This is a genomic window from Rhodococcus sp. 24CO (assembly GCF_050586165.1).
Lineage (GTDB): Bacteria > Actinomycetota > Actinomycetes > Mycobacteriales > Mycobacteriaceae > Rhodococcus_F.
In genome coordinates, this window is record NZ_JAZFNF010000011.1 from 1 (window position 1) to 25,660 (window position 25,660).

Sequence of the window (25,660 nt, forward strand, 5' to 3'; positions counted from 1 at the left end):
CGCTTCGCCGACTGGATCCTCCCCACCGAAGGCGAACGCTACGCAAAACGCCTCGCCTCCACCATGCCCGAAATGCAAGAGTTCTACGACGCCGCCTTCAACCGACTCGAAGACGCCATCACCTACTGCGACAAATTCCCCCTCGACGACCTACCCGACGACGCACGAGCACTCGTACACCTCATGCAATCCTTCGTCATGGTCACCTTCCCCATCGAAGTCTGGAAACAACCCCGCGTCCCCGACAGCGGCGCCGCCTACGTAGCCGTCACCGTCGAACCCGTCGTCTGACCCGATCCACTGATCGTCTGATCTTCAAGGGGCTGAACATGATCACACTCAAAGCAGCGGGAATGCTCGACGTCGACAGCGGCGAGATCGTCCGGCCGGCCGTCATCAAGGTCGACGAAGGCAAGATCGTCGGAATCGGCGGAACACCCGAAGGCGAAATCGTCGATCTCGGCGACCAGATTCTTCTTCCCGGACTCATGGACATGGAGGTAAACCTCCTGATGGGTGGACGCGGCGAAAAGCCGGTCTACTCAACGGTTCAGGATGATCCCCCGCTCCGGATGCTGCGCGCCGTCGGTAACTCGCGCCGCACTCTGCGCGCAGGTTTCACCACTGTTCGCAACCTGGGACTGTTCGTGAAGACCGGGGGCTACCTGCTCGACGTGGCTCTCGGCAAGGCAATCGATGCGGGCTGGGTCGACGGACCTCGGATCATCCCGGCCGGCCACGCGATCACTCCCACCGGTGGCCACCTGGATCCGACGATGTTCGCGGCGTTCGCGCCGGGCGTGTTGGACCTGACTATCGAAGAGGGCATCGCCAACGGTGTCGACGAGTGCCGCAAGGCTGTTCGCTACCAGATCAAGCACGGCGCTCAGCTGATCAAGGTCTGCGTGTCGGGTGGAGTCATGTCGCACACCGGACTACCTGGTGCGCAACACTATTCCAACGAGGAACTGCGGGCGATCGTGGACGAGGCGCACCGACGCGGTCTGCGTGTCGCATCGCACACGCACGGCGCGGAAGCTGTGAAGGCGGCAATCGAAGCAGGCATCGACTGCATCGAGCACGGCTTTCTCGTCGACGACGAGGCCATCTCGATGATGGTCGAGCATGGCACCTTCCTGGTGCCGACCACACGTCTGGCGGACGCCATGGATACATCCAAGGCCGCACCGGAGCTACAGGCCAAGGCGGCCGAAATGTTCCCGCGTGCACGCCTTTCGGTCAAGGCCGCATACGACGCCGGTGTGAAGATCGCCGTAGGCACCGACGCGCCGGCGATCCCGCACGGAAAGAACGCCGACGAACTGGTTGCCCTCGTCTCTCGCGGCATGAGCAACATCTCGGTGTTGCGTGCGGCCACCACCGTCGCGGCCGATCTCATCAACGTCACCGACCGTGGCCGTCTGGCCGAAGGTCTACTCGCCGACATCATCGCGGTACCCGGAGATCCGTTGGAGGACATCACGGTTACCCAGCGAGTCGGCTTCGTCATGAAGGGCGGAAAGATTTATGTCAACAACTGACGAGATCATGGAGATCTCGCAACTTCTCGCTCGCTATGCGGTCAACATGACCAAGGGCGATGTCGACGGTGTTGTCGCTGTGTTCACTCCGGACGGCACGTACAGCGCCTTCGGCGACAAGTACCCGCTCGACGAGTTTCCCGCATTGGTTGCGGCCGCTCCTCAGGGGCTGTTCATGACGGGGACACCTGTCGTCGAATTCACCGGTGCGGACACGGCAACCGGAAGCCAGACACTGTGCTTCGTCGATCACGCAACGCACGACATGCGGATCGGCTACTACAGCGACACGTACCTTCGCACCGAAGACGGCTGGCGGCTGCAGACGCGCGCGATGACGTTCCTGCGCCGCAACGGCGATCACGATTCGGGTATTCCTCACGCTTTCGATCGTCCGGGGGCATGAACGTCCCCGAATTTCGGTCGGCCGTTCAGACCTGGCTGGCCGAAAACGATCTGTCCCCCGGATCCGATCATTCGCTCGACGGCCAGGTAGAACAGCTCGGACGCGTCCGAGGTGCACTGTTCGACGCGGGTTGGATGCGGTACGGCTGGCCGGAGGAGGTCGGCGGACTCGGTGGGCCCGCCGTCCTGCGTGCGGTTCTCGGCGAGGAAGTTGCGACCCGCGACCTCGCCGAGCCTGGCATCTACTCGATGATCGAAGTCCTTGCTCCCACGATGATTTCGTACGCTCGGCCGGAGTTGGCAGCGGAGATGGTTCCGCGGCTACTCAGCGGACGTGAGCAATGGTGCCAGGGCTTCTCCGAACCCGGTTCGGGTAGCGATCTCGCTTCGCTGAGCACCCGGGCAGTCCAAGACGGGGACAACTGGGTTGTCAACGGCCAGAAGGTCTGGACGTCACTGGCTCAGTACTCGGCGCGGTGTGTCCTGCTCACCCGTACCGGGCCGGGCCACGACGGAATTACCGCCTTCTTCGTCGACATGGACACCCCAGGCATCACCGTCCGGCCGCTGCGCACCATGCACGGAGTCGACGAGTTTGCCGAGGTCTACTTCGACGACGTCGTAGTTCCGGCGGACCGAATGCTCGGCAAGCCGGGCGACGGTTGGCGAGTGGCGATGGATCTGCTGCCCCATGAGCGTTCTACGTGCTTCTGGCATCGGATTGCCTACCTGTTCTCGCGTCTGGATCAGTTGATCGCCGAATCCGACACAGACGCAACAGATGACGCCGAACTCGGTGCCGCCTACCTGGCATTGCACACCGTCCGGGCCCGATCCCTCGCGACGCAAACCCGGTTGGCACAGGGCGCAAAGATCGGCCCGGAGACGTCGATCGACAAGGTACTGCTGGCGACCTCCGAGCAGCAGCTCTTCGATACCGTGCGCGACTTGTTGCCTGGCACAATCGAACTCGACGAGACGCCATGGCGGTCGGAGTTCCTGTACTCACGTGCAGCCACCATCTACGGCGGTACAGCTGAAATTCAGCGCAACATCATCGCGCGGCGGCTGCTGGATCTGGGGAAGGAATGAGCATGCACGACGACGAGCTGAATCTGCTCACCGAAACACTCCGCAAGACAATGCTCAGTGTGTCCGGCAGCGAACTCGATGCAGCCATGGCCGAACTTGGCTGGATCGAAATGCTCACCGAAATGCCGGATGTGGCAGTGCCTCTGGTATTTCGCCTGCTCGGCGAGACCGGCGCCCATGCACCACTGATCAACGACGTGGTCTTAGCCGATACCGCACTGAGTCTGCCCGTCGGCGGTACCGTCTCGCTGCCGTACTCCGGCGGGCGCTGGGTCCTGTGGGAACGGAGCGAGGGACCCGGAACAACATTGGACACCGATGTTCCGCTACGCGTCGTAGAGGCCGGTGATACCGTGCCGCTCGCGGCGGGTCGCCGGGCACTCGGATGGTGGTTGGTGGGTACCAGTCGCGCAATGCTCGACCTCGCCCGCACCCATGCCTTGAACCGCATGCAGTTCGGTAAGCCGGTGGCATCGTTCCAGGCTGTTCGTCATCGGCTTGCCGAGACGCTGGTCGCCATCGAGGGCGCGGAAGCAACGCTGAATACCGCCACCGACGACCTCGGCTCACTTCTCGCGAAGGCCGCGGCCGGCAAAGCTGCACTGACAACGGCCCGCCACTGCCAGCAAGTACTCGGAGGGATCGGCTTCACTGCTGAGCACGACCTTCACCGTCACGTCCGCCGAGCCATGCTTCTCGACGGATTGCTTGGTTGTGCACGGGAACTCACCCGTGAGGCTGGGGCAATCATCCGCACTCAGGGTTATGCTCCGCGACTGACGCAACTGAGCTGAGCTGACACACAAGTCAGGTCGTCGGCGGAGGCGAGTCACGGAAGACCGCCTCCGCCGACACCGCCAGGCGCCCGTCCACGGCGATCTCACCGTGAGCGCGGGGCTTGCCGTCCGTATCGCTCATCTGACAACCGGTGATCACAACGTCTCCGAAGAGCGGAAGCGGCTGGTGGTAGCGCACCACCAGCTCCTCGATCAGGGCGAAGTCCTCCGGGTGTGCCAGGGCGAGTATGTGATCGAGCATCAGCGCCGACATCCCACCGTGCACAAGTCCTTGCGGCCCCTGGTAGGGCAGGCCGAGTGAGCCGGTCGCCCTGACACTGCCGTCCGGCAATCTCTCCATCTTCAGAGGCGGCGCGAGGGCATTGCCTCTCCCACACACAGGGTCACGGAACTCCGCTGGTCCAGTGTTTCTCTCGAGCGCCTCCTCGATGCGGTCCAGTTCGTCGGCTATCGCGACCACGGCCGGCTCGTTCTCGTCCACTCGCAGGAGAAGATCGGTCAATCGCCGCAGCCCGTCCGCCGCGTCGTCGATCAGCGACGGGGTAGTAACTTCAGTCCTGTCGATCTTGGCCACGAGGCCCTCCTTCACGCGGAACGATGAACAGACCCTCTGCACTCACGCACAGGTCGTGTTCCCACCAGATTTCCCCACGACACCACGACTTTCGGCCGTCGACATAGACGTGCCAGGCTCGCACCGTCAGGTCGCGGCCCACCGGCATCGGGCGGCGGTAGCGAAGCGTCAATCCTGCTGTCATGGCGGGGACACCTGCAGCCATGTTCGCCTCCGCCAGGGCAACGTCGAGGACCATCGCAGCAAAGCCCCCATGCACTACTCCGAGCGAACCCTGATACGCGGCCGAGAAATTGACAGTTCCCTCATTGCCATCGCCGATGTGACGCAAGTGGAGCGGCGCGGCAAGCACATTGGCGGAGCCGACAACCGGACTGTATCGGATGATTCTGCCGATAGTGTTCATCTGATACACCCGCTCGGCGGCAGAGCAGGAGCGAGCCTCGAGATCATCGGCGAGAGCCCTGATCCGAGAAGCCACGGCGGAGAGTCCCGGCATGTCGGAGCGGGCGTTCGCTACAGCCGCCGTCAGCCGTCGCACGGACGCAGCAGCTCGGGCAACCTGATCCGACTCCTGCGGTGCCACTGTGTCCACGTCGTGCCTCATTCGTTTCCTCCCAGGCAGTTACCGTGTTACCGGGGTGGCCATTTCGGCGAGAAGATCGGTGGTGCGGCGAACGGATTCCTTCCGGTCCGCGCCGACGGGGAATACGGCAGCCCAGATATCTGTGGCGCCGGCATCCACCAGAGACTGCAATTGAGCGCGTACCGATCGAGCGTTGCCGACAATCGCCACATCTGCCGGGCTACTTGCGCCGCCGGCATCGAGAACCCTTTGGTAGTTCGGCATTCCGGCATACGCGGTGGCGTTTGCCGCAACAGCGGCACGAGCTTCGTCGGCATCGTCGTGAACTGCCACCGGCAGCCCGGCAACAATTCGAGGTGTTGGGCGACCCGCAGATTCCGCAGCGGCATGTAGCGCGGGAGCGATGTGGGAATCGATCACCTTGCCCGACGCCATCCATAGCACCGTGCCGTCTGCGTATTGCCCTGCCACCCGCAACATGCGGGGCGACATGGCGGAGAGCAGCACCGGCACGTCGTGGACGACCTTGGCCATCCGGCCGGCACTGCGCGTCGACCAGTCCGCGCCGCGGAAGTCGACCTCTTCACCGCGAAGCAGTGCGGTGACGATCTGTACATATTCTTCGGTATTGCGACCCGGGCGATCGTAGGACAAGCCGTACACGTCCCGGACCAGCGATTCGTGCGAGGGTCCGAGCCCCAATGTGAATCCCTTGCGTCCCATGGCCTCTGATACGGCAGCTACGCGATTCGCCTGCAGTAGCGGATGGCACGGATAGGTCTGCAGGACAGCAGTTCCGAGCTCGATCGACGTCGTGGCCCGCCCGGCTACCGCAAGTGCGGTCAGCGGATCACCGGCGACCGTGCTGGCGTACCAGAGCGAGGAAAAGCCGTCTGCCTCCGCTCGTTGTGCTTGCTGGACAATTTTGTCGGTGGACGAAGCGCCGCCGGTCAATCCGATTCGCATGATTCCTCCAAGGTTGGAGTGGCTGATCCGGCCATCTTCTGGCGCGAATCATGCTGCCAGAGAATTGGGTTGGCCTCGACGGAGAAATATGTCCGCCGGTCGAATCACGCCACGATTGGACTATACAACTGTATAGTCCAATGCGTCTATCGCGGCAGACTTCCCCGCCGACATCACATCAGCTGAAATGAGCAGAGGATGACCCTCGACAACTCCCCCGAGACCCAGCAATTCGAGGCACTACAGAAAGATGTCCGCTATCTCATGAATCGCACCGCGATCCTGGACTGCATCAGCCTGCACGCCCGCGGATGCGATCGTCACGACATCGATCTCATCACCGCCGCCTACCACGACAACGGCGTCGACGAACACGGGTTCGCAACCAATACAGGTCCCGAATACGGTAAATGGGCGAACACTGCCCACGCCGAAACCTCGCAGGTACACACGCACAACATCACCACGCACTCGTGCGACATCGACGGCGAGGTCGCACATGCCGAGAGCTACGTCATCGTTGTCCTCGTCGGCAGTGACGGCAAGAGCGCGCAATTCATCAGCGGACGCTATCTCGATCGCCTGGAACGGCGAGAGGGGAAGTGGCGCATTGCAGTTCGACGATCGACTGTCGAGGCAATGTTCGTCGCCGACGCACGGGTGCTGCAATCACCCTTCTTCACAGAGAAGGGCTACCTTGTCGGCACACGCGACCGCGAGGACTTGTCGTACGAACGTCCGTTGACCTTGGAGAAGCCGGCGCCCGCAAGGTGGTAATGACCCCGTGCGCCTTTCCGGTAGCTCGAACTACCGGAAAAGGCGCACAGGACCGAAGGCCCTACTTGATCTTTTCCTTCATCTCGTCCAGCTTCACCAGGATCGGGTATCCCGAAACGCTCAGAGCGTTACCGTGACCGGTCTGGTGGATGTCGAACACCGACTGAACGGCGGCGTAGAAGCCCTGCACGTCGAGAGTCTGGTTGACTGCGCGCTTGGCCTGACGGAGGCCGAAGGACGGCATCTCGGCGATCTGCAAGGCCATGGCGCGTGCCTCGGCGTCGAGCTGATCTCGCGGCACCACCTTGTTGACCATGCCGGTCTTCTCAGCCTCTTCTGCGGTCACCGGACGACCGGTGAAGAGGATTTCCTTTGCCTTACGAGCACCGAGTTCCCACGTGTGACCGTGGTATTCGACGCCGCCGATGCCCATGAGCGCAACCGGATCGGAGAACAATGCGTCCTCGGAAGCAATGATGAGGTCACACGGCCAGCACAGCATCAACCCGCCCGCGATGATGCGGCCCTGAACTGCGGCGATCGACGGCTTGGGAGTGTTGCGCCAGCGCAACGTGTATTCCAGGTATCGACGGCTTTCGGCGCGGTAGATCCATTCCAAGGTGATTTCCTTGGGTGAGGGCCAACGGTCGTTGAGGTCATGACCGGCCGAGAAGTGCTTGCCCTCGGCGCGAACCACGATCACCGCGACGTCGTCGTCCTCGGCCGCACGCGTCCAGGCTGCGTCGAGTTCGTCGAGCAGCTGCATGTTCTGGACGTTCGCAACTTCGGGACGGTTGAGGGTGATGGTCGCAATCTTGTCGGCCACCTCGTAGAGAATGTACATGTCAGGCTCCTCAGCTTCGGGGAAGGCCGAGCACTCGCTCGGCGACAATAGTGCGCTGGATTTCCGAGGTTCCACCGGCGATCGTGCCGGCGAAGCTTCGTGCATAACGTTCGAACCAACTCGAACTGAAGGCCTCGTTGTCCATCGGGTTGTACGCCGACGTCAGAGCCGGATGAACCAGTCCTTCGGGTCCGGCGGCAATCAGTGCTTCTTCCGAAGAGCGTTGTACCGCTTCGGAACCGAGCAGTTTGAGAATCGACAGGGCGGCTACGTCCTGTTCACCGCGAGCAGCGCGCGCCAACGCCGCCGAACCGAGCAGACGCAGCGCCTGATGGTCCATCACGAGCGTCGCGTAGTGATCCCGGTCGATGTCCGTCGCCGGATGGAAGTCCGCCATCAGATCTTGCAGGCGATCGGCAAAGCTGAGCCACAACAGGTTTCGCTCGTGTCCGAGCGACCCGGTTGCCACTGACCACCCCTTGTTCAGTTCACCGATCAGATTCTCTGCCGGAACTTTCACATCGGTGAAAAACACTTCGTTGAAGTCGAGATCATCGTCGGCACAGATGGATGCAAAGGGCCGGCGAACCAAGCCTGGTGAGTCGGTGGGGATCATCAGCACACTGATGCCCTGATGTTTCGGAGCATCGGGATCGGTGCGGACGAAGGTCAGGATCACGTCGGCGTCATGCGCGCCGGATGTCCAGACCTTCTGACCGTTGACCACAAAATGGTCACCGTCGCGGTCGGCACGGGTGCGCAGCGACGCCAGATCCGAACCTGCGCCTGGCTCGCTCATGCCGAGTGCAGCTGTGATCTCGGCACGCAATATCGGTGCGGCCCACTGCTTCTTCTGCTCCTCGGTGCCGAACGAGAGCAACGACGCGGCGATGATGCCCAATCCTTGCGGATTGAAGCTGTGGTAGATCCGCCGCTTCGACAGTTCCTCCAAATGCACGTACTGCTCGAGGATCCCGGCGTCCCGTCCACCGAATTCCGGCGGATTGCCCGGTAGCAGCCAACCATTGTCGAATTGCAGGCGCTGCCATTCGCGAGCCCACTGCGGAATATCCGCGCTAGATCCGGCGCGCTCCGAGGCCTGAGCCTCGCTGGGAAGATTCTCGTCCAGGAAAGCGCGGAACTCGGCCCGGAATTCCTCGACGTCGGCGTCAAAGTTGAGTTGCACGGTACTCCTCGGCGATCAGCGCCCGATGCTGTGCCGCACCGCCGAGCAGTAGCTCACCGGCTTTGGCACGCTTGAGCGCAAACTGTAGGTCGTTTTCCCAGGTGAAGCTCATCGCTCCGAATAACTGCATTCCGTTGCGGAATACCAACGATTGGCACTCCCCGGCTGCAGCCTTGGCCATGGACGCGGCTAGCCGCCGTCTCGGATCGTTCTCGGCAATCGTCAGCGCTGCGTAGTACGCGAGGGCACGGGCGCGCTCGATTGCAAGGTGCATGTCGGCAGCTTTGTGCTGAACAGCCTGGAACGATCCGATGAGGGAACCGAACTGCTTGCGGTTCCGCACATGGTCGAGGGCCAGGTCGAGGATGCGCTGACACGCTCCGACCGTCGTGAGCGCCATTCCGGTGAGCGCGAGGTCCATAGCCCGTGCCGGATCTGCGCTACTGCGCTGGTCGACGCCGACCCGCACGCCGTCGAACGATACTTCCGCAACGTGAAGTACCGGATCGAAAATCGGACTGCGCGTCGCGGTGACGTCGCCGGCCGGAACGACAAAGACTCCCGCCGACGTGACGACGGCCAACTTCTCGGCGCGGTCACCGTCGAGTACGCGGTGCGCCGTGCCGTCCAGACGCCACCCGTTTCCGTCACGGCTGGCGCTGACGCCCTCGAATACTGCCGTTCCCGGCTGCTCAGGATCGATCGGCTCGCTCGAAAGTGGGGCAAATTGTGTCATTGTCGCCAGGTAGGGAGTGGGATCCGTCGCTCGGCCCAACTCTTCCAGGACGATTGCCAATTCAACTGCGGTATCAGGATCGGTCAACTCGGTCCAACCGAGTGAAACGTAAGTTTTCCAAATTTGTATGGGGTTGGCGTCGTTGTCGACGACGTCCCGGATCAGTGCGGACGGGCATTCCTTAGCCGTCACTTCGCGCACGGTGTTTTGCCATAGTCGCTGATCGGAGTCGAACTCGAAGAGCATCCCGAACTGCCTCCCTGTCGGAGCTGCGGTGCATTATCGTTTGAGAATAGCATTCTCGCTTAGCGATAGTAATAGTCTCGAAAATGTAAATAACACTTGGTCGTTCCACTGTGACACAGACATCTCCGGTACAGTGCAAACATGTTTTTGACAATCGGAAGGGGGCTGGTGCAGTGGTGACCACGCCCAGCGAAGAGCCGGCCTGGAAGCAACGGTCGGTCGAGCGTTCCATCAAGACCGCAAAGCTTCGCGCAGAGCAACGCGTGCAGCGATTCCTCGATGCGGCACAGTCGATTATCACCGAAAAAGGCACCACCGACTTCACCGTGCAAGAGGTAGTCGACCGGTCCAAACTGTCCTTGCGTAGCTTCTACCTCCAATTCGACGGTAAGCACGAACTGCTGTTGGCATTGTTCGAAGACGCCCTGAGCCGCAGCGCCGAACAAATCCGTGCAGCGACGGCAGGTACGTCCGAGCCGATGGACCAACTCAAAATCGCAGTCGAGCTTCTTTTCGAGTTCTGCCGTCCGGACCCGGCTGCTCAGCGTCCGCTGTTCACCGATTTCGCCCCCCAGTTGCTGCTGTCGCATCCGGCTGAGGTCAAGGTTGCCCACTCCTCGCTTCTTGCATTTTTTGTCGAACTGATGGAAAAGGTGAGCGAAGCAGGACAGTTGCGCGAGGGCGTCAACCCCCGCCGAATTGCCGCCATGACCATGCAGACGGTGATGTTCATTGCGCAGTCCAGCGGTGCCCCGGACGACGCGACCGTGCATCCCATTTCCTCCGACGAGGTCTGGGCCTTCTGTTCACAGGGGTTCGCACACAAGGGCTGAACACAGGATTGAGAACTTCATTCTCAATCGAGGAAATTTTATATACACTCGGCCGATGTCCGAGTTATGGAACGACCTCCTCGCCTGCCTCGACCTGCAACCGCAGACGACCGGACGAACTGATACCGACGAAAATGCGGCCACCCTCGTTTTCGAGAGCCCTAACCTGCATTTGACGTACCACCGACTCTTCGGCGGGCAGATTCTCGGTCAGTTCGTCCGCGCGGCCGAACTGACCTGCCCGAACAAGAGCATCAAGTCGCTTCACTCCCTATTTGCCAGGGAAGGCAGCGCCGACGAATCCGTCCGCTACGAAGTGACGCGTCAACACGAAGGCCGTTCCTTCGCAACATTGACCATCATTGCGCGCCAATCCAAAGGCGTCATCGCCACATCCCTGATCTCCATGCACGCTCCCGAGGACGGCCCGGATCGTCAGTCCGAGAGCACAATTGCGTCACCACTCGGCGAAGAGTTCCGGACCGACGTCGACCTGATCCCGTGGGAAATACGCACCGACGTCGACCTCAACTCCACCGACACGGGCGCGCCCGAGTTCGAAATGTGGATGCGCACCCCACCGGTTAGCCAGAACCTCGCGCCCGCCCTTGCCACCTACGCCACCGACCTCACGCTGATCGGCACCGCACTACGCCCGGTCGACGGATTGAGCCAACTCGGCAACGGAACCACCTTCACGTCCGCAGTCACCTCACACAATCTATGGTTTCACCGACCCTTCACGACCGACTCGTGGCTATTGCTGCGTCAGGACAGCCCCGTGACTGCTCACGGGCGCTGCTTCGGCCGCGGCGACGTGTACTCCGAGGACGGCAACCTCGTTGCCTCGTATGCACAGGAAGCCTTGCTTCGCCTACCGTGACAACCTTTTCTCGGTATCACCGACCGATCCGTAAGGTGTGATATGAGTTCAAATACACTGTCCGACAGTGCTGTTCAGAGAACCTCTACCTCGGGACCCTATCGAGTGGTTCAGTGGGCCACCGGCAACATCGGCACCCGCTCGTTGCGCGGCGTCATCGAACATTCAAATCTGGAATTGGCCGGGGTATACGTACATTCGGCCGACAAGGCCGGTCGTGACGCCGGTGAACTGTGCGGCATCGACGACGCCGGGGTGGTGGCAACCACCAGCATCGACGACGTCATCGGGCTGGGCGCGGATTGTGTGCTGTACATGCCGCGTCAGTTCGACGCCGACGAAGTATGCCGCATCCTCGCGGCCGGCTCGAACATCGTCACCACCCGTGGAGAATTTCACTACCCCGCCGGAATGGACCCAGAGCTACGCGAACGGATCGAGGCCGCGTGCCGAACCGGACGAACGTCGATCCACAGCACCGGCAGCAGTCCCGGATTTGTGACCGAGGCACTCCCCCTGGTGTTGAGCTCGATCCAACGTCGCCTGAACCACCTGGCGATCAGCGAATTTGCCGATCTCTCCCAACGCAATTCACCCGGGATACTCTTCGATGTCATGGGATTCGGGCTCACCCCGACCGATTTCGACGAGAACCGAATCGCACACGTGAAGTCCAACTTCGGTCCGTCACTTCAGCTGGTCGCCGAGTCGATCGGCCTGCCACTGGACTCCGTGGACGCTCACGGCGAGCTGGCCACCACCCGAACTGCGGTCAAGATCGCAGCGGGAACCCTGGAAGCGGGCACCGTTGCCGCTCAACGGATCACCGTGAGCGGCAAGCATGCCGGCCGAGAACTGCTGAGCTTCTGCGCAACGTGGTACTGCTCGAGCGAACTCGACGTGGATTGGAAGATTCGTGACACCGGCTGGCACATCGACGTCGACGGCGATGCACCACTCGACATCGATCTGCGTTTCCCCATCCCCTTGGAGAGGATGAGCGAGACTGCCCCTGCCTACACGGCAAACCGGGCAGTCAACGCCATTCCTTCTGTCTGTGATGCAGCTCCGGGAATTCGTACGACACATGATCTTCCGCAGATTGTCGCAGATCTGAGCTAGCCGGCTTACCTACGTTCCGAGCAGTCGCGCCGCAGCGGTGTACGCATCGCTGCGGCCCGCTGCGACGGCGGCGGCAAGTTCGTCGAGGTCTGCATGGGCACGCAGCCGGGATTGTGCCAGCGACAGAATCTGCACCCTTGCCCGAGCCGTGCGCCGGGCAAGGGTGTCAGCACGCTGATGAGCGTCGATGGCATCGGCCAGTTCGGCCGCACCAACACCTTGTGATGCAATCAGCTTGAGAATGGGGACGCCGGCCTCGGCGCGCAAGTCGCGGACGGTCTGATCCGCGCCCTCTCGATCCGCTTTGTTGACAACCAGGATGTCGGCAACCTCGAGCAACCCTGCCTTGGCCGCTTGAACTGCATCCCCCGCACCGGGATTAAGCACGACCACTGCGGGATCGGCGATGGCCGAGATCTCGATTTCGGACTGCCCGACGCCTACCGATTCGAGCAGAATCAGATCGTAGTCGAGCGCTGCGAGGAGGCGGATCGCTGCGGGCACGGCAACGGCCAGACCGCCGAGGTGACCGCGAGTGGCCACCGAGCGGATGAGCACGTCGGCGTCGTCGATGTGCTCTGCCATGCGGATTCGATCACCCAACAATGCCCCGCCGCTGTACGGCGAGGAAGGATCGACCGCAAGAACGGCAACCCGCAGTCCGCGCTGACGGTAGGCCCGCACGAGAACTGCGATGGTGGTCGACTTGCCTGCCCCCGGAGGGCCGGTCACCCCGACTACCCGCACCGGTCGTGAGCCGACGATGTCGAGAACTTCTTCGCGCCGACTACTCTCGACCAGACTCAACAGCCGGCCCGCGGCGCGCAGTGAACCTGAGCGCGCCGCGGTGACAAGATCCTCGATCGTTGCAACAGTAATGACCGTCATCGAGTACTCGAATACCTCTCGGTGCCAATCGATATCCCAGTCGACATCACGGAGCCGGAACCTCGATGACCGTCGCCGAACCCATACCGCCGCCGGCGCACATGGCTGCCACACCGATTCCGCCGCCGCGGCGTCGCAGCTCGTGCACCAAGGTCACCAGCATGCGCGCACCGGTGGCTGCCACGGGATGCCCGAGAGAACATCCGCTGCCGCTGACATTTACGCGGTCAGCGTCGATTCCGAGCATCTTGATCGTCGCCACGCACATCGCTGCGAACGCCTCGTTGATCTCGAACAGGTCCACGTCGGCGAGCGACATTCCCGCGCGCGCCAACGCTTTCGGAATTGCCTCGACGGGTGCCAGACCCGTGAATGCGGGATCGACCGCGACGGATGCCCACGACTTGACGGTTCCCAGTCCCGGCATTCCCAGATCGCTGCTGGCGATGGTGAGAACCGCAGCAGCATCGTTGGCGCCGCTCGCATTTCCGGCGGTGATGCTGAAGCCTTCGATCTCGGGGTGCAGCACCTTGAGCGAGCCGAGCTTCTCCAGGCTCGTCTCGCGGCGCGGATGCTCGTCGACGGAGAAGAGTCCGTGAGGTGTGCTGATGGGCACGATCTCTTCTTTGAACCGGCCCTCGTCGATGGCGCGCACTGCCTTCTGGTGCGAGAGCAGAGCCCACGTGTCCATGTCCTCGCGCGAGACGCCGGCCTTCACTGCGGCATTCCAGCCCACCGTGATCGACATGTCCTTGTTCGGCGCATCGGGGCGATCCGGGTGCGTCGGGGACATCCACGGCACAAATTCGCCGTCGACGCGGAACAAGGACCTCGGGCTGGTCGACGCGGAGTTGACGCCACCGGCGATGATCAACTTGTCCATCCCGGAACGGATGGACCCTGCAGCGGCCTGCACGGCGCCCAGGCTGGCCGCACAGTGCCGATTCAGTGCCAGGCCTGGCACTGTCGTCAGACCCGCGGTAATTGCCGCGTGGCGAGCGATCACGCCGCCGCCGTACAAGCCCTCGGCGAGCATGACGTCGTCGATCTGGCTGGCATCGAGAGTTTCTGCTGCCGCCGCGACAACATGGTGAGCGAGGTCGTGAGCGGTGGTGTCGCGCAACGTTCCTTTACCCGCGGTGCCGATCGGGGTTCGCAGAGCGGAGACGATAATTGCTTCAGGCATGGGTGTTCTCCAATTCGGCCAGCAGAACGCGGCGCAGTAGTTTTCCGGTTTCGGTCTTCGGGAGTTCGTGTCGGAACACGACGATGTCGGGGGTCTTGGACGAACGCAGTCGTTCCTTGACCCACGCCTTGATCTCTGCCTGATCGACCTCACCGACGAGGACGGCAACTATCCGCTGTCCCCATTCAGGATCCGGAACGCCGATCACGGCAGCCTCGATGATGGCGGGATGCGCAAGAAGCACGTCCTCGATTTCTGCGGGGGCGATGTTCTCACCCCCTCGGATGATGGTGTCGTCCGCGCGCCCCTCGATGAACAGGAAACCGTCGGAGTCGAGTCGACCGAGATCACGCGTGGCGAACCAGCCGTTCTCGTCGAGCACACTCCGGTTGCCGTACTCACCGGAAATCTGCTCACCTCGAACGAATACCAGGCCCGTGACGCCGGCACCGACCGGATCACCGTCCTCGCTGCGCACCTCGATCTCGATGCCCGGCAGCGTTTTTCCGACGGACCCGAGACGATCCCGCACTGCCGGATCGGTAGAGGCAAAGGCAACCCGGTGATCGTCGGGGCCGAGAACTGCCACCGACGACGCTGTCTCCGTGAGTCCGTAGGCATTGACGAATCCGGTATCCGGGAAGCTTCGCAGCGCGTGCTCGAGTACCGGTCGGGGTGTTCTCGATCCGCCGTACGCCAAACTCGCCAGCGAGGGAGTATTTGCATCGTTCTCCCCCAACTCGGCGACAACGCGCGCCAGCATCGTGGGAACGAGCATTGCGTGAGTGACGCTTTGGCTTCGGACGGTGTCGAGCCACACGTTGGCGTCGAAAGCAGCCAGATAGACGATCCGACGCCCGGTGTAGAGGTTAGAGAGCAGGTTCGTCAGACCTGCGATGTGGTAGGGCGGAACAGCGACCAACGACGCGTCGCTCTCGTCGGCCGACGAGAACTCCATGGTGTTGAGCACGTAGGCAAGTAGATGCCGATGCCGGAGTATCGCGGGCTTGGGATCAGCGGTGGTTCCACTGGTGTAGATGATTGCGGCGACGCTGTCACCGTCCCACTGCGGAGCCGGAGCTTCGGATTCGGCCGAATCCTGCTGTATCGCTTCGATGTCGATCAGATCGTCGAGATCGTCGAGACGCAGCACCAGTGCACCGGGGTGGCGGTCGATCAGGGCAGCCAACTGCTGATCGCCCAGTCGGTAGTTGAGTGGCACGAACGGAACCCCGGCCATCGCGGCGCCGAACAGCGCGACGGGGTACGCGAGGTGGTTGGTGCCGAGGTAGAGCACGGCAGGGTATTGCCGGAATCGGTCGGCGGCGCGGCGGGCAAGGGCAAGGAGTTGCGCGGCGGTCAATGACCGATTTTCGACGGTCACTACGGCCCGATCGCAACTCGATGCGGCCATTTCTGCAATCATGGTGATGTTCATGAGAACATTATTCTCTCAACAGAGATCAATACTTGCAAGAAGGGAAATCAAAATGCAGATCAACGGTTGTTCCGCCATCGTCGTCGGTGGCACCGGAGGGCTCGGCGAGGCTACGGTTCGTCGTCTCCACTCGGAGGGAGCCAAGGTCGTCGTGGCCGACGTGGCCGACGACAAGGGCAAGGAACTCGAGCGCGAACTCGGCGTTCGATACGTCCGCACCGATGCCGGTGACGAAGACAGCGTTCTTGCCGCAATCGCCGAAGCCGAATCGCTCGGTCCGCTGCGCATCTCGGTCGACTGCCACGGCGGCCCTGCCGGCGGCGGCCGTCTGGTCGGCAAGGACGGCAGCGCCATGAGCCTCGAGGCGTTCACGACCACGATCAATTCGTACTTGATCTCGGTGTTCAACGTGATGCGCCTGTCGGCAGCAGCGATGGGCCGTCAGGAGGCTCTCGAGACCGGCCGCGGCGTCATCATCAACACGGCGTCCATCGCCGCGTACGAAGGCCAGATCGGCCAGCTCCCCTACTCCGCAGCCAAGGGGGGCGTTGTCGGCATGACTCTTGTTGCCGCACGCGACCTCTCACCGCTCGGCATCCGCGTCGTGACGATCGCGCCCGGCACTTTCCTGACACCTGCCTACGGCAAGGCCGGCGACCAGCTCGAGGCGTACTGGGGACCGCAGGTTCCGCATCCCCAGCGCATGGGCCGCTCACCGGAGTACGCCACGCTGGTCTCCTCGATCGTGGAGAACGACTACCTCAACGGCGAGGTCATCCGCCTCGACGGCGCACTGCGGTTCCCCCCGAAGTAAATTGCCGAACCGCGACGCCCGGGGGCGTCGACAGCAGTGTGGCGCCCCCGGTCCGGTCGCGAGATCCCACGAAACCCCTTGTTCTGCAATCACAATCAAAGATTCTGGTTCTCCGACAACTTGAATCGCATTCCCATACTGTGTCCGCATGACTTCCACATGTTCGACAATCATCCGTCAGCGCAGGGCAGAAGCATGAAATTCTGGACCGGCACAGCCTTCATGAACACCGCCGAGATGCCCGCCGTCGCAAAGATGCTCGACGAGAACGGCTATCACGGCGTCCTCGTATCGGACCACCTCATCTTCCCGCGTGAACTCAAAACACGTTATCCTGCAACGGAAAGCGGCGTGCCGTACTGGCAGCCCGACACCGAGTGGCCCGATGCCTGGGTTCTCATCGGCGCAATGGCCGCAGTGACTGAGAACCTGCATTTCGGCAACAACGTCTACATCGCTCCTGCGCGCCCCATCCTCGAGGTCGCCAAGCAGGTGGGCACCGCGGGTGCACTGTCCAACGGCCGCGTGTCCATCGGACTCTCCGCCGGCTGGATGCGCGAGGAATTCGAACTACTCGGCCAGGACTTCGACAACCGTGGACCACGACTCAACGAGATGGTCCAGGCACTACGGGCACTGTGGAAGGGCGGCTGGGTGTCCTGGAAAGGCGAGTATTACGACATCCCTGAAATGATGATCGAACCGCACCCGCCTGCCCCTGTCCCGATCCTGTGCGGGGGCGAATCCGCTGCCGCCCTCAAACGTGCAGCGCGTTACTGCGACGGCTGGGTCGGCACGGCATACACGCTGGAAGAAGCCACAGTGTGGATCGACCGGATCAAGGGCTACCGCCGCGAATACGGACGCGAAAACGAGCCTTTCGAGATCATTCTCGGATTGTTCGACGAGCGCACACCCGACCTCTACAAGCGGGCAGAAGACATCGGCATCACCGGCGTGATGTGCTCACCATGGGCCAACTGGGATCTTCAGCACAGCGGCGACCACTCACACTTGAAGGGAAGCGCGGAGCAGTACCGAGCCCCGATCGAGAAGTTCGCCGAAGAGATCGTCTCCAAGTGCATGTGATGTGAAAAGAAGAGGCTGGGCACAGATCCCCTGGTGCCCAGCCTCTTCCACTTTCTCCGAATCAGCTCTTCACTGCGGTGAGCTTCGCGATGTTGTCCCGGAAGTCCTCGCTCTGGAAGGTCAACTCTTCCGCCGTCGTCGCAAAGTCGAGTGTGGCAAGAATCGCCCGCTCGAGGTGCATGTTCAGCAGTCGCTTGGTGCTCTCGACGGCCTGACGCGGCTGCGAGGCAATCTTTTTCGCGCATTCGATGGCATCGGCAAGCGGATCGAGAGACACATGGTTGGCCAGGCCGAGCGTGCAGGCCTTTTCAGCTCCGATGCGCGTCCCGGTCAGTGCGTATTCCTTGGCCAGCAGCAGACTGATCTGCAGCGGCCAGGTCAGCGGTCCACCGTCGGCGGCAACCAGTCCGACCTGCACGTGCGGGTCGGCCAGGTAGGCGGATTCTGCGATGTAGACGATGTCGCTCAGTGCAACGAGGCTGCATCCCAGGCCGACGGCCGGGCCGTTGACAGCCGCGATCACCGGAACCCGGCACCGAGCCATGCCGAGCACCAGATCACGACCGTGCGCGATTGTGCGAGCCCGCATTTCGGAGTCTTCGGCCAACTCTGCGAGGTAGGAAAAATCGCCACCCGCCGAGAAAGCCTTGCCGTTGCCGGTGAGCACTGCGGCACGGGCGTCACGATCCGCGCTGAGCCGCGGCCACAACTCCGCCAAGCCGGTATGCAGGCTGTCGTTGACGGCGTTGAGCGCGTCCGGTCGATTGAGAGTGATGATCCGCAGCGAGCCTTCTGCGCGGACGTCGATCTCTTCGGGCATGTCGTACATGTCAAACTCCCAATCCGAGAATGCGCGAGGCAATGATGTTCTTCTGAATTTGTGATGTCCCACCCATGACGCTCTGGGCGCGGCTGTACAGGTACGAGCCGAGCATCTCGGTGTCGCGACTGCCCGCCTCCGTCAACGCTGCGTGCCCGACGGCCTGATCTACCCAGGTCATGAGGAGTTTGTCGAGCGAGCCCTCCGACCCGTGCGACAGTCCGTCCAGCTGCTCCGACAACCGGCGACGCACGTGCAGCCGCAGCATCTCCGTTTCCACTGCAGCCCAGGCCAATTCCGTCGACGGCGGTCCATCGCTCCTGGCTGCGAGCTGGCGGACCAGTTTGCCGTAGCGTGCCGCGTATCCCAGTGTGGATGGTTCACGTTCGTGCCCGACAACCGTCATGGCCAACGCCCAGCCTTCACCGGGAGCGCCGACCATCTGATCGACCGGCACACGGGCGCCGTCGAAGAGCACCTGGCCGAACTCCTTGGTTACACCGTTCATCATTTTGAGCGGACGCTGCTCGATACCGGACTGATCCATCGAGACGATAAATGCCGTCAGCCCGCGGTGACGCTTGGCATCGGGTTCCGTCCGCGCCAAGAGCAGGCACCAGTCGGCGACATCGCTGTAGCTGGTCCAGATCTTGTGGCCGTGGATGACGTACTCGTCACCCTCTCGGGTGGCGGTGGTCGTGAGCGAGGCAAGATCCGAACCCGCACCTGGCTCACTGAATCCCTGGCACCAGCGTTCGGTGCCGTTGATCATTCCGGGTAGGAATCGACGCCGAAGATCCTCACTGCCGTGCCTACCGAGCCCGTGGACGAGGTACCCGAGGCTGGGCCGCGGCGGCGCACCCGCGATGGCCAGTTCTTCGTCGACGATGACGTCGTAGACAGGCGGTAGTTCCTGTCCGCCATATTCTTTGGGCCACGATGCGCCGAAGAATCCGCCGCTGTACAGCGCCTGATGCCACTCGCCCTGCCGTGCCCAGTACTCGTCTCCCGAGCTCGGGAATGTCTTTGCCCGCTCAGCTGCCCATGACCTCAGTCGGTCTCGGAAAGCGGCTTCTTCCGGCGAATCACGAAAGTCCAAGGTCGATCTCCTCCAGCCTTACGGGAAACAGTTCGGTGGACGTCAATGCCCGCCGCAGGTACACATGCACAAGGCACTCCCACGTGTTGCCGATTCCGCCGTGCACCTGCACTGCGGTTTCACACACGGTTCGAGTTGCCCGCGCACAGTAGATCTTTGCGATCCGCGCTGCCGCGATCGCCTCGGTCGGTGGCAGCTCGTCCACGGCCCACGCCGCGTACCGGAGCACACTCACCGATCCTTCGATCAGCGCGAGACCTTCGGCCAGCAGATGCGCAACAGCCTGGTACGACCCGATGGCCGTGCCGTACTGCTCACGGACCTTGGCGTACTCGGTCGCAACGTGGTGAGCGCCCCGCGCCGTGCCGACCAGATCGGCACAAGTAGCTACGAGTGCCAGTGCCTCCCAACGCGTCACGTCGTCCGTCGATATCTCCCCGAGGGAATCCGTCGGATCGAGCAACTCGGCAAAACCTCGAGTCAGATCGGCGCCGGCAGCTACCGGTCCGACACGGCCGGCAAAGGCCTTGTTCTCACGCAAGACAAGAGCGTGGTCAAGGCCGGTCGCGTCGACCGCCTCGTCACCGACAGCAATCGCCCACGTGAGCTGATCGTCGGCGACATGACGACGTAGATCGTCGGCAAGCACCGGCCCGAGAAACGGAACGTCGACCAGTCCGCGGCCGAATTCCTCTGCGACGATGGCAACTTCGACGCCAGACGCTCCGTCCGAACGGAGTGAACGCCAGCCGGTTGTGGCTACCGCCTTCTCCAGACGAGCGATGCGAGAGCCGTCCTCCAAGTCGAGGACCGAGCCCGGCCCCAAATCGTCGGCCAGTTTTGCGGCAGCGTCACGCAGCTGCCGCTGTTCATTAGTCAGACGTACGTCCATAGCGCTCCTTGAGTTCTCGGCGCAACACCTTGCCGGAGGGCAGGCGAGGAATTTCGGGCACGAACACCACTCGCCGTAGGCGTTTGTAGCCGGCCATCCGGCCGGCTACGAGTTCCATGAGTTCCACTTCGCCGATCGAGCCGTTTGTCGCGACGGCCGCGACAATCGCCTCGCCGTCTTTCGGGTCGGGAATTCCGAACACCGCGCAATCCGCGACGTCGGGGTGTCCGTGGAGGACTGCTTCGATCTCGGCCGGGGCTACCTGAAAGCCGCGTACCTTGATCATTTCCTTGAGACGGTCGGTAATTCGCAGCCAACCGTCGTCGTCGAGATGTCCGACGTCACCGGTGCGATACCAACCGTCGGCGAACGCGCCGGCGGTTTCCTCGTCGGGAAGGTACCCAGCCATGACCGATGCGGACAGTGCCTGGATTTCTCCGGTCTCACCGGGCCCGAGCACGTCGCCCGTTTCGGTGGACACAATTCGAAGGCTCACGCCCGGTGCCGCGCGTCCCACGCTGTCGAGTTGCGCACCCTCGACAGGGTTGCACGCGATGACGGGCAGCTCACTGGCACCGTACGCCGGCATCCACCCGACACCTGTTCGCCGCGTGACTTCCTCGGCAACACTAGGTGTCACCGGTGTTGCGCCCCACATGATGTAGCGCAGCGATGAGAGATCGTACGATTCGAGTTTCGGATGCGAAGCGATGGCCAGAGCGATGGGCGCCACGGCCATTTCGACGGTAATCCGGTCTACCTCGATGTGGTGCAGCATCGTATCGAGATCGAATCGGCGGTGAAGCCGCAGCCATGCACCGGACTCGAGTGCCGTGACGATGTTGAGGAGCCCGAGTATGTGCGAAGGCGGAGTCACGATCTGCATGCGATCTCGTTCCGTCAACTCCAGCACATCTCGCCACTGCTCGACGGCAACGGCAAACGACGCATGAGTGTGCCGGACCGCCTTGGGTAAGCCGGTTGTTCCCGAACTGAAGACCAGAACGGCATCCGACGCGGGATCTGGCTCGCCGAACGTTCCGGTGCCGCGTGTGTCGGTGCTGCCCGAGACCGACTCGTCAAGGCTCAGCATCGGCATCAGTTCTTCGAGCACAGGATTGTCGCCGATTGCATACACGGGGCTCGTTGTCGCCAGCGCGTGCGCAACCTCGACGCTCTTCCACGCTGGACTGATCAGCACGACAGCGGCGCCCGCGCGCCAGATCGCAAGTACCGCGACAACAAACTCCGGGCGATTCGACGACATGAGAGCAACGCGCTGACCAGCAGTGACACCGTCCCGAACCAGCCGCGATGCAAGCGCGTCGGCTAGCGCCTCCAGCTCGTCGCGGCTGTATTTCTGTTCGTCGAACACAAGGACGCTCTGCCCGCTCATCCTCGGCTCCTCACTGGGGGATGGGGGCTAGCGCATCCCCCGTCTCGCGTGTACAAATGCTTCATTGAGAAGATCCTATCTCGTTTGAGAGAATAGTATTCTCAAACTTATAGAATCTCAATATCAGCAGGAGGTAGCCATGGCGAGACCACCGTTGTTCCAACGAGCGACCGTCACCCGGATCGTCAAAGAGAGCTCCGACGCGCGCACATTTGTTCTCGCTCCGGCAGACGGACCGTTCACCTACAGCGCCGGGCAGTTCTGCACGTTCCGCGTCGAGGTCGACGGCACCGAACTGTTCCGCTCGTACTCGATGTCGAGCTCACCGGACACCGACAACGAATTGATGACCACCGTCAAACGTGTTGCCGGAGGGAAGGTCTCGAACTGGCTACACGACAATGTCTCCGAGGGCGACGAGGTAGTCGTCACCAGACCCGCCGGCACGTTCCGCCTTCGCGAATCCGAGGCGCCACTGCTCGGGTTCAGCGGCGGCAGCGGCATCACCCCGATCCTGTCGCTCGCCAAGACCGCCCTCGCCACCACCGATCGCGAGGTTCACCTCTTGTGCGCCGATCGTGATCACGACTCGATGATCTTCGAGCGCGTTCTCTCGGAACTCGTCGACCGCTACCCCGGCCGACTCACCGTCACACGCCACCTCGACGACAAGAACGGCTTCCTCGACAAGGCTGCAGTACTCGACTTTGTCGGCAAGCACGTGGGCGCCGACAGCTACCTGTGCGGCCCCGAACCCTTCATGGATCTGATCGAATCGGCACTCCCTGGACCGGGCCGCGTCTTCAGCGAACGATTCGGTAGTGCAGCTGAACCGATTGCCGCCGAACCGATTGCGACCGAACCGATCACCGCCGGCGAATCTGCCGCTACCGAAACAACTTCCACCGAAGTCACCGGAACCGTGACCATCGTCCTCGGGCGAAAGAAGACCTCGGTACCACGACACCCCAATGAGACTCTGCTGGAAAGTGCTCGGCGCGCGGGACTTACGCCGCCATTCTCCTGCGAAGCCGGAAACTGTGCAACCTGCATGGCACACGTCACCTCGGGAAGTGCCGTGATGAGAATCAACGACGCACTGACCGACGAGGAGGTGTCGGACGGCTACGTTCTCACCTGCCAGGCGATACCCGACTCCGAGTCCATCACGGTGAAATACGAGTGAGACGGGAGCGGCCAGGCCAACAGTCGTTGTAAAACAACAGGATTGACGCATTCGCTCGGAGGCATCAGCTCGGCGACATGTGCAACATCGCCGCGCCCAATTTCGGCACACACACTGAGGGCGCTACTTTGACGACCCTCAATCCTGTTGTATTACAGGATCATTGACTGGAATACGGTGAACGTCGAAATGCACCAACGAGAGTTCGATCCAGGTTTCTCTTGCCATTCGCAGCGATCATTGAATATATTACAACAAATCCAGGTGCGCCAAGAGTGCGCATAATCACACGCAAGCTTCGTAACAGTCCAAAATCTCTGCGTACAAGAAACTTTGGCCTCGCTTGCATGATGAAAGTCGAGTTGGATGATTCTCACAATTACGAGGCGTGTAGGCCGCAGCTTGGTGGTCGTCTTGTTGGTAGCGGCAGCAGCTGTTCTGCTGTTGAGCCTGGCGCCCGGGTCAGCCGCCGAGGTGATCCTGGGTGAAAACGCTACCCCCGAGGCCGTTGCGGCAATGGAAGCAAAGATGGGACTCGACGTTCCCGTCTGGTCTCAGTACTTCAATTGGCTCGGTGATGCATTCCGCGGAGACTTCGGAACCTCACCGCTCACCGGTCAGTCAGTAAGCGAGGCGATCGTCGAGCGCCTCCCTGTCACCCTGCAGTTGGCCGCCATGGGCCTGATCATTGCTCTGGTCGTTGCTGTCCTGATGGCCGTCGCCTCCGCGTCGCGCCCGGGAAGCAAGCTCGACCGCGGCATCAATGTCGTTTCGGCTGTGTGCCTCTCGGTTCCGGCATTCATCGCCGGCCCGGTCCTGATCTACTACTTCGCGATCAAATTCCAGCTCTTCCCGGTTACGGGCTGGTCGCGTATGAGCGAAGGCCTCGGCGCCAACCTCCAGAGCGCACTGCTGCCCGCCATCGCGATCGCGTTGACCGAGATCGCCGCCTTCCACCGCCTGCTCCGCACCGACCTGATCGGAACCCTGCGCGAGGACTACGTGGCAGCGGCTCGGGCCAAGGGAATGCCCGGGTGGTACGTGATGTTCCGGCACGCGCTCCGACCGTCGTCGTTCTCCCTGATCACCGTTGCCGGCATCAGTCTCGGCCGACTCATCGGCGGCACCGTCATCGTCGAAACACTGTTCGGTCTACCCGGTTTGGGACAGCTCATCTCCTCGTCCATCACCTCGCGCGACGTGATCATGGTCCAGGGAATCGTGGTCTTCATCGCGATTGTGTACGTGGGTATCAACACCCTGGTCGACCTCAGCTACGGATTGATCGACCCACGGGTCAGGAAGGTTGTCGGAGCATGACGCGATCAGTTGTCGAAGACAGGACAGGCTCGCAGGACGAGCAACCGGCGGACCCGCCAGCGCCCCTGGTGCCAAAAGCAAAAAAGTCACGATCCATTCTGGTGTACCTTTCCTTCGGCTGGCTCGTTACCGTACTGCTCGCAGCCGCGCTGGCGAATGTCCTGCCCATTGCCTCCTACTCCGTTCCGGTTGGCGCACCACGTCTTTCACCGTCGTTCGAATCCCTCGATCTCCTGCTGGGGACGGACACTCTCGGGCGATCGATGCTTTCCCGCATCATCTACGGCGCCCGTGTCTCGCTTCTTGTCGGCACTGTAGCCGGGTTGATCGGTTTTGTGGTGGGCTCCTTCATCGGCCTGGTCGGCGGATACTTCGGGCGGCGTCTGGATTCCGGTGTCACCCTTCTCGCCGACGCGATGCTCGCGTTCCCGCCGTTGATCCTGCTGCTGGCGCTGGCATCGGTCCTGACCCCCTCGATTCCGACCATGCTGCTCGGACTGACCCTGGTCGTGATCCCCGGATTCATCCGTCTGGCCCGAGCCAACACAATGGCCTGGAGCTCACGGGAATTCGTCCGGGCTGCACGGAACATGGGCGCCGGACACTGGCGAATCCTGTTCAAGGAAATCCTGCCGAACGTCCTCGCTCCCCTGGCTGCGTTCCTGCCGATCATCATGGCCGCCCTGATCGTCGCCGAAGGCTCATTGAGCTTCCTCGGCCTGGGAATCCCACCGCCACAGCCCAGTTGGGGCGGAATGATCGGCGACGGCAAGAACTACATTGCCGACTACCCATACTTGGTCTTCGTTCCTTCGCTGGCGATCTTCTTCACCGTGTTCGCCCTCAATCAGGCAGGTGACTTCCTCCGCAACAAGTTCGACCGCACTCTGCACGACTGAACCTCGAGGACTGCACGACTGAACGACCAAGACCGTTTTCCCGCT

General features: G+C 62.1%; 27 protein-coding genes. 14 read left to right on the top strand and 13 right to left on the bottom strand.

All coding sequences use genetic code 11. The annotated features are described in order from the left end of the window. The 5 genes from V2B23_RS25260 to V2B23_RS25280 all read left to right on the top strand — a co-directional run. A partial coding sequence (locus V2B23_RS25260; RefSeq protein WP_430952816.1) for a hypothetical protein occupies positions 1–291 on the top strand: 291 nt, incomplete at its 5' end. A gap of 38 nt (positions 292–329) precedes the next feature. After that, positions 330–1,541 (top strand): metal-dependent hydrolase family protein, encoded by a 1,212-nt coding sequence (locus V2B23_RS25265; protein ID WP_430952817.1) that lies wholly within the window; start codon positions 330–332, stop codon positions 1,539–1,541. Beyond that, on the top strand, positions 1,528–1,947 hold the full coding sequence (locus V2B23_RS25270; RefSeq protein WP_045064773.1) for a nuclear transport factor 2 family protein: 420 nt from the start codon (positions 1,528–1,530) through the stop codon (positions 1,945–1,947). The genes V2B23_RS25265 and V2B23_RS25270 overlap by 14 nt, the downstream gene beginning before the upstream one ends. Further along, positions 1,944–3,038, top strand: coding sequence for an acyl-CoA dehydrogenase family protein (locus V2B23_RS25275; RefSeq protein WP_430952818.1), 1,095 nt, complete (start codon positions 1,944–1,946; stop codon positions 3,036–3,038). The genes V2B23_RS25270 and V2B23_RS25275 overlap by 4 nt, the downstream gene beginning before the upstream one ends. Then, positions 3,035–3,832: an acyl-CoA dehydrogenase family protein gene (locus V2B23_RS25280; protein ID WP_430952819.1), complete on the top strand. Its 798-nt coding sequence runs from the start codon at positions 3,035–3,037 to the stop codon at positions 3,830–3,832. The genes V2B23_RS25275 and V2B23_RS25280 overlap by 4 nt, the downstream gene beginning before the upstream one ends. 13 nt (positions 3,833–3,845) lie before the next feature. Here V2B23_RS25280 and V2B23_RS25285 read toward each other — a convergent pair whose 3' ends face one another. The 3 genes from V2B23_RS25285 to V2B23_RS25295 are packed head-to-tail and all read right to left on the bottom strand — an operon-like array spanning position 3,846 to position 5,961. Next, positions 3,846–4,409 (bottom strand): PaaI family thioesterase, encoded by a 564-nt coding sequence (locus tag V2B23_RS25285; protein ID WP_430952820.1) that lies wholly within the window; start codon positions 4,407–4,409, stop codon positions 3,846–3,848. Next, positions 4,387–5,004, bottom strand: coding sequence for a PaaI family thioesterase (locus tag V2B23_RS25290; RefSeq protein ID WP_430952821.1), 618 nt, complete (start codon positions 5,002–5,004; stop codon positions 4,387–4,389). Before V2B23_RS25290 ends, V2B23_RS25285 begins: the two co-directional genes overlap by 23 nt. Before the next feature lie 30 nt (positions 5,005–5,034). Continuing rightward, positions 5,035–5,961, bottom strand: a complete 927-nt coding sequence (locus V2B23_RS25295; protein ID WP_430952822.1) for a TIGR03564 family F420-dependent LLM class oxidoreductase — start codon at positions 5,959–5,961, stop codon at positions 5,035–5,037. Positions 5,962–6,159: 198 nt separating this feature from the next. Here V2B23_RS25295 and V2B23_RS25300 point away from each other — a divergent pair, with 198 nt between their 5' ends. Next, entirely contained in the window at positions 6,160–6,738 is a 579-nt protein-coding gene (locus V2B23_RS25300; RefSeq protein ID WP_430952823.1) for a nuclear transport factor 2 family protein, read from the top strand. 61 nt (positions 6,739–6,799) lie between these two features. Here V2B23_RS25300 and V2B23_RS25305 read toward each other — a convergent pair whose 3' ends face one another. The 3 genes from V2B23_RS25305 to V2B23_RS25315 are packed head-to-tail and all read right to left on the bottom strand — an operon-like array spanning position 6,800 to position 9,750. Then, positions 6,800–7,582 carry an enoyl-CoA hydratase gene (locus V2B23_RS25305; RefSeq protein WP_033236979.1) on the bottom strand — a complete coding sequence of 261 codons (783 nt, stop codon included), beginning with the start codon at positions 7,580–7,582 and terminating at the stop codon, positions 6,800–6,802. Positions 7,583–7,592: 10 nt separating this feature from the next. Next, entirely contained in the window at positions 7,593–8,768 is a 1,176-nt protein-coding gene (locus tag V2B23_RS25310; RefSeq protein ID WP_430952824.1) for an acyl-CoA dehydrogenase family protein, read from the bottom strand. Then, positions 8,752–9,750: an acyl-CoA dehydrogenase family protein gene (locus V2B23_RS25315; protein ID WP_430952825.1), complete on the bottom strand. Its 999-nt coding sequence runs from the start codon at positions 9,748–9,750 to the stop codon at positions 8,752–8,754. Before V2B23_RS25315 ends, V2B23_RS25310 begins: the two co-directional genes overlap by 17 nt. A gap of 176 nt (positions 9,751–9,926) precedes the next feature. Here V2B23_RS25315 and V2B23_RS25320 point away from each other — a divergent pair, with 176 nt between their 5' ends. The 3 genes from V2B23_RS25320 to V2B23_RS25330 are packed head-to-tail and all read left to right on the top strand — an operon-like array spanning position 9,927 to position 12,588. Beyond that, positions 9,927–10,583, top strand: a complete 657-nt coding sequence (locus V2B23_RS25320; RefSeq protein ID WP_230590427.1) for a TetR/AcrR family transcriptional regulator — start codon at positions 9,927–9,929, stop codon at positions 10,581–10,583. A gap of 55 nt (positions 10,584–10,638) precedes the next feature. Beyond that, positions 10,639–11,466, top strand: a complete 828-nt coding sequence (locus tag V2B23_RS25325) for an acyl-CoA thioesterase (RefSeq protein ID WP_430952826.1) — start codon at positions 10,639–10,641, stop codon at positions 11,464–11,466. A 42-nt stretch (positions 11,467–11,508) separates the two neighbouring features. Then, complete coding sequence (locus V2B23_RS25330) at positions 11,509–12,588, top strand: NAD(P)H-dependent amine dehydrogenase family protein (RefSeq protein WP_430952827.1); 1,080 nt, start codon at positions 11,509–11,511, stop codon at positions 12,586–12,588. A gap of 9 nt (positions 12,589–12,597) precedes the next feature. On the opposite strand, the gene V2B23_RS25335 is transcribed toward V2B23_RS25330, so the two are convergent. From V2B23_RS25335 to V2B23_RS25345, 3 genes are read right to left on the bottom strand one after another with little or no spacing between them, the layout of a single operon-like run. Then, complete coding sequence (locus V2B23_RS25335) at positions 12,598–13,476, bottom strand: ArgK/MeaB family GTPase (RefSeq protein WP_430952828.1); 879 nt, start codon at positions 13,474–13,476, stop codon at positions 12,598–12,600. A gap of 46 nt (positions 13,477–13,522) precedes the next feature. Beyond that, positions 13,523–14,662 (bottom strand): thiolase family protein, encoded by a 1,140-nt coding sequence (locus V2B23_RS25340; protein WP_430952829.1) that lies wholly within the window; start codon positions 14,660–14,662, stop codon positions 13,523–13,525. Next, entirely contained in the window at positions 14,655–16,100 is a 1,446-nt protein-coding gene (locus V2B23_RS25345) for a class I adenylate-forming enzyme family protein (RefSeq protein WP_430952830.1), read from the bottom strand. Before V2B23_RS25345 ends, V2B23_RS25340 begins: the two co-directional genes overlap by 8 nt. Positions 16,101–16,152: 52 nt before the next feature. Between V2B23_RS25345 and V2B23_RS25350 the strand changes: the two genes are divergently transcribed. Next, on the top strand, positions 16,153–16,914 hold the full coding sequence (locus tag V2B23_RS25350; protein ID WP_138870321.1) for an SDR family NAD(P)-dependent oxidoreductase: 762 nt from the start codon (positions 16,153–16,155) through the stop codon (positions 16,912–16,914). Positions 16,915–17,109: 195 nt separating this feature from the next. Then, positions 17,110–18,003, top strand: a complete 894-nt coding sequence (locus V2B23_RS25355) for a TIGR03619 family F420-dependent LLM class oxidoreductase (RefSeq protein ID WP_138870322.1) — start codon at positions 17,110–17,112, stop codon at positions 18,001–18,003. Positions 18,004–18,064: 61 nt separating this feature from the next. Here the strand turns inward: V2B23_RS25355 and V2B23_RS25360 are convergent, their stop codons facing one another. From V2B23_RS25360 to V2B23_RS25375, 4 genes are read right to left on the bottom strand one after another with little or no spacing between them, the layout of a single operon-like run. After that, the gene (locus V2B23_RS25360; protein WP_430952831.1) at positions 18,065–18,832 is read right to left on the bottom strand and encodes an enoyl-CoA hydratase/isomerase family protein; all 768 of its coding nucleotides are present in this window, start codon (positions 18,830–18,832) and stop codon (positions 18,065–18,067) included. A 1-nt stretch (position 18,833) separates the two neighbouring features. After that, complete coding sequence (locus tag V2B23_RS25365) at positions 18,834–19,922, bottom strand: acyl-CoA dehydrogenase family protein (RefSeq protein WP_430952832.1); 1,089 nt, start codon at positions 19,920–19,922, stop codon at positions 18,834–18,836. Beyond that, the gene (locus V2B23_RS25370) at positions 19,909–20,814 is read right to left on the bottom strand and encodes an acyl-CoA dehydrogenase family protein (RefSeq protein ID WP_033236991.1); all 906 of its coding nucleotides are present in this window, start codon (positions 20,812–20,814) and stop codon (positions 19,909–19,911) included. The genes V2B23_RS25365 and V2B23_RS25370 overlap by 14 nt, the downstream gene beginning before the upstream one ends. Further along, positions 20,795–22,210: a class I adenylate-forming enzyme family protein gene (locus V2B23_RS25375; protein ID WP_430952833.1), complete on the bottom strand. Its 1,416-nt coding sequence runs from the start codon at positions 22,208–22,210 to the stop codon at positions 20,795–20,797. Before V2B23_RS25375 ends, V2B23_RS25370 begins: the two co-directional genes overlap by 20 nt. Positions 22,211–22,349: 139 nt before the next feature. Between V2B23_RS25375 and V2B23_RS25380 the strand changes: the two genes are divergently transcribed. The 3 genes from V2B23_RS25380 to V2B23_RS25390 all read left to right on the top strand — a co-directional run bounded on the left by V2B23_RS25380 (position 22,350) and on the right by V2B23_RS25390 (position 25,615). Next, positions 22,350–23,396, top strand: a complete 1,047-nt coding sequence (locus tag V2B23_RS25380; protein WP_430952834.1) for a 2Fe-2S iron-sulfur cluster-binding protein — start codon at positions 22,350–22,352, stop codon at positions 23,394–23,396. Between the two features lie 366 nt (positions 23,397–23,762). Further along, positions 23,763–24,716: an ABC transporter permease gene (locus tag V2B23_RS25385; RefSeq protein WP_116103668.1), complete on the top strand. Its 954-nt coding sequence runs from the start codon at positions 23,763–23,765 to the stop codon at positions 24,714–24,716. Further along, a complete protein-coding gene (locus V2B23_RS25390) occupies positions 24,713–25,615 on the top strand; it encodes an ABC transporter permease (RefSeq protein ID WP_430952835.1) in 903 nt (300 codons plus the stop codon). The genes V2B23_RS25385 and V2B23_RS25390 overlap by 4 nt, the downstream gene beginning before the upstream one ends. Positions 25,616–25,660: the final 45 nt, after the last annotated feature.

Coding starts and splice junctions, on each gene's coding strand:
- V2B23_RS25350 (WP_138870321.1), top strand. CDS start 16,153: ATGCAGATCAACGGTTGTTCCGCCATCGTCGTCGGTGGCACCGGAGGG.
- V2B23_RS25345 (WP_430952830.1), bottom strand. CDS start 16,100: ATGAACATCACCATGATTGCAGAAATGGCCGCATCGAGTTGCGATCGG.
- V2B23_RS25340 (WP_430952829.1), bottom strand. CDS start 14,662: ATGCCTGAAGCAATTATCGTCTCCGCTCTGCGAACCCCGATCGGCACC.
- V2B23_RS25315 (WP_430952825.1), bottom strand. CDS start 9,750: ATGCTCTTCGAGTTCGACTCCGATCAGCGACTATGGCAAAACACCGTG.
- V2B23_RS25330 (WP_430952827.1), top strand. CDS start 11,509: ATGAGTTCAAATACACTGTCCGACAGTGCTGTTCAGAGAACCTCTACC.
- V2B23_RS25270 (WP_045064773.1), top strand. CDS start 1,528: ATGTCAACAACTGACGAGATCATGGAGATCTCGCAACTTCTCGCTCGC.
- V2B23_RS25280 (WP_430952819.1), top strand. CDS start 3,035: ATGAGCATGCACGACGACGAGCTGAATCTGCTCACCGAAACACTCCGC.
- V2B23_RS25355 (WP_138870322.1), top strand. CDS start 17,110: ATGAAATTCTGGACCGGCACAGCCTTCATGAACACCGCCGAGATGCCC.
- V2B23_RS25375 (WP_430952833.1), bottom strand. CDS start 22,210: ATGAGCGGGCAGAGCGTCCTTGTGTTCGACGAACAGAAATACAGCCGC.
- V2B23_RS25360 (WP_430952831.1), bottom strand. CDS start 18,832: ATGTACGACATGCCCGAAGAGATCGACGTCCGCGCAGAAGGCTCGCTG.
- V2B23_RS25265 (WP_430952817.1), top strand. CDS start 330: ATGATCACACTCAAAGCAGCGGGAATGCTCGACGTCGACAGCGGCGAG.
- V2B23_RS25300 (WP_430952823.1), top strand. CDS start 6,160: ATGACCCTCGACAACTCCCCCGAGACCCAGCAATTCGAGGCACTACAG.
- V2B23_RS25305 (WP_033236979.1), bottom strand. CDS start 7,582: ATGTACATTCTCTACGAGGTGGCCGACAAGATTGCGACCATCACCCTC.
- V2B23_RS25295 (WP_430952822.1), bottom strand. CDS start 5,961: ATGCGAATCGGATTGACCGGCGGCGCTTCGTCCACCGACAAAATTGTC.
- V2B23_RS25275 (WP_430952818.1), top strand. CDS start 1,944: ATGAACGTCCCCGAATTTCGGTCGGCCGTTCAGACCTGGCTGGCCGAA.
- V2B23_RS25390 (WP_430952835.1), top strand. CDS start 24,713: ATGACGCGATCAGTTGTCGAAGACAGGACAGGCTCGCAGGACGAGCAA.
- V2B23_RS25325 (WP_430952826.1), top strand. CDS start 10,639: ATGTCCGAGTTATGGAACGACCTCCTCGCCTGCCTCGACCTGCAACCG.
- V2B23_RS25385 (WP_116103668.1), top strand. CDS start 23,763: ATGATTCTCACAATTACGAGGCGTGTAGGCCGCAGCTTGGTGGTCGTC.
- V2B23_RS25380 (WP_430952834.1), top strand. CDS start 22,350: ATGGCGAGACCACCGTTGTTCCAACGAGCGACCGTCACCCGGATCGTC.
- V2B23_RS25370 (WP_033236991.1), bottom strand. CDS start 20,814: ATGGACGTACGTCTGACTAATGAACAGCGGCAGCTGCGTGACGCTGCC.
- V2B23_RS25335 (WP_430952828.1), bottom strand. CDS start 13,476: ATGACGGTCATTACTGTTGCAACGATCGAGGATCTTGTCACCGCGGCG.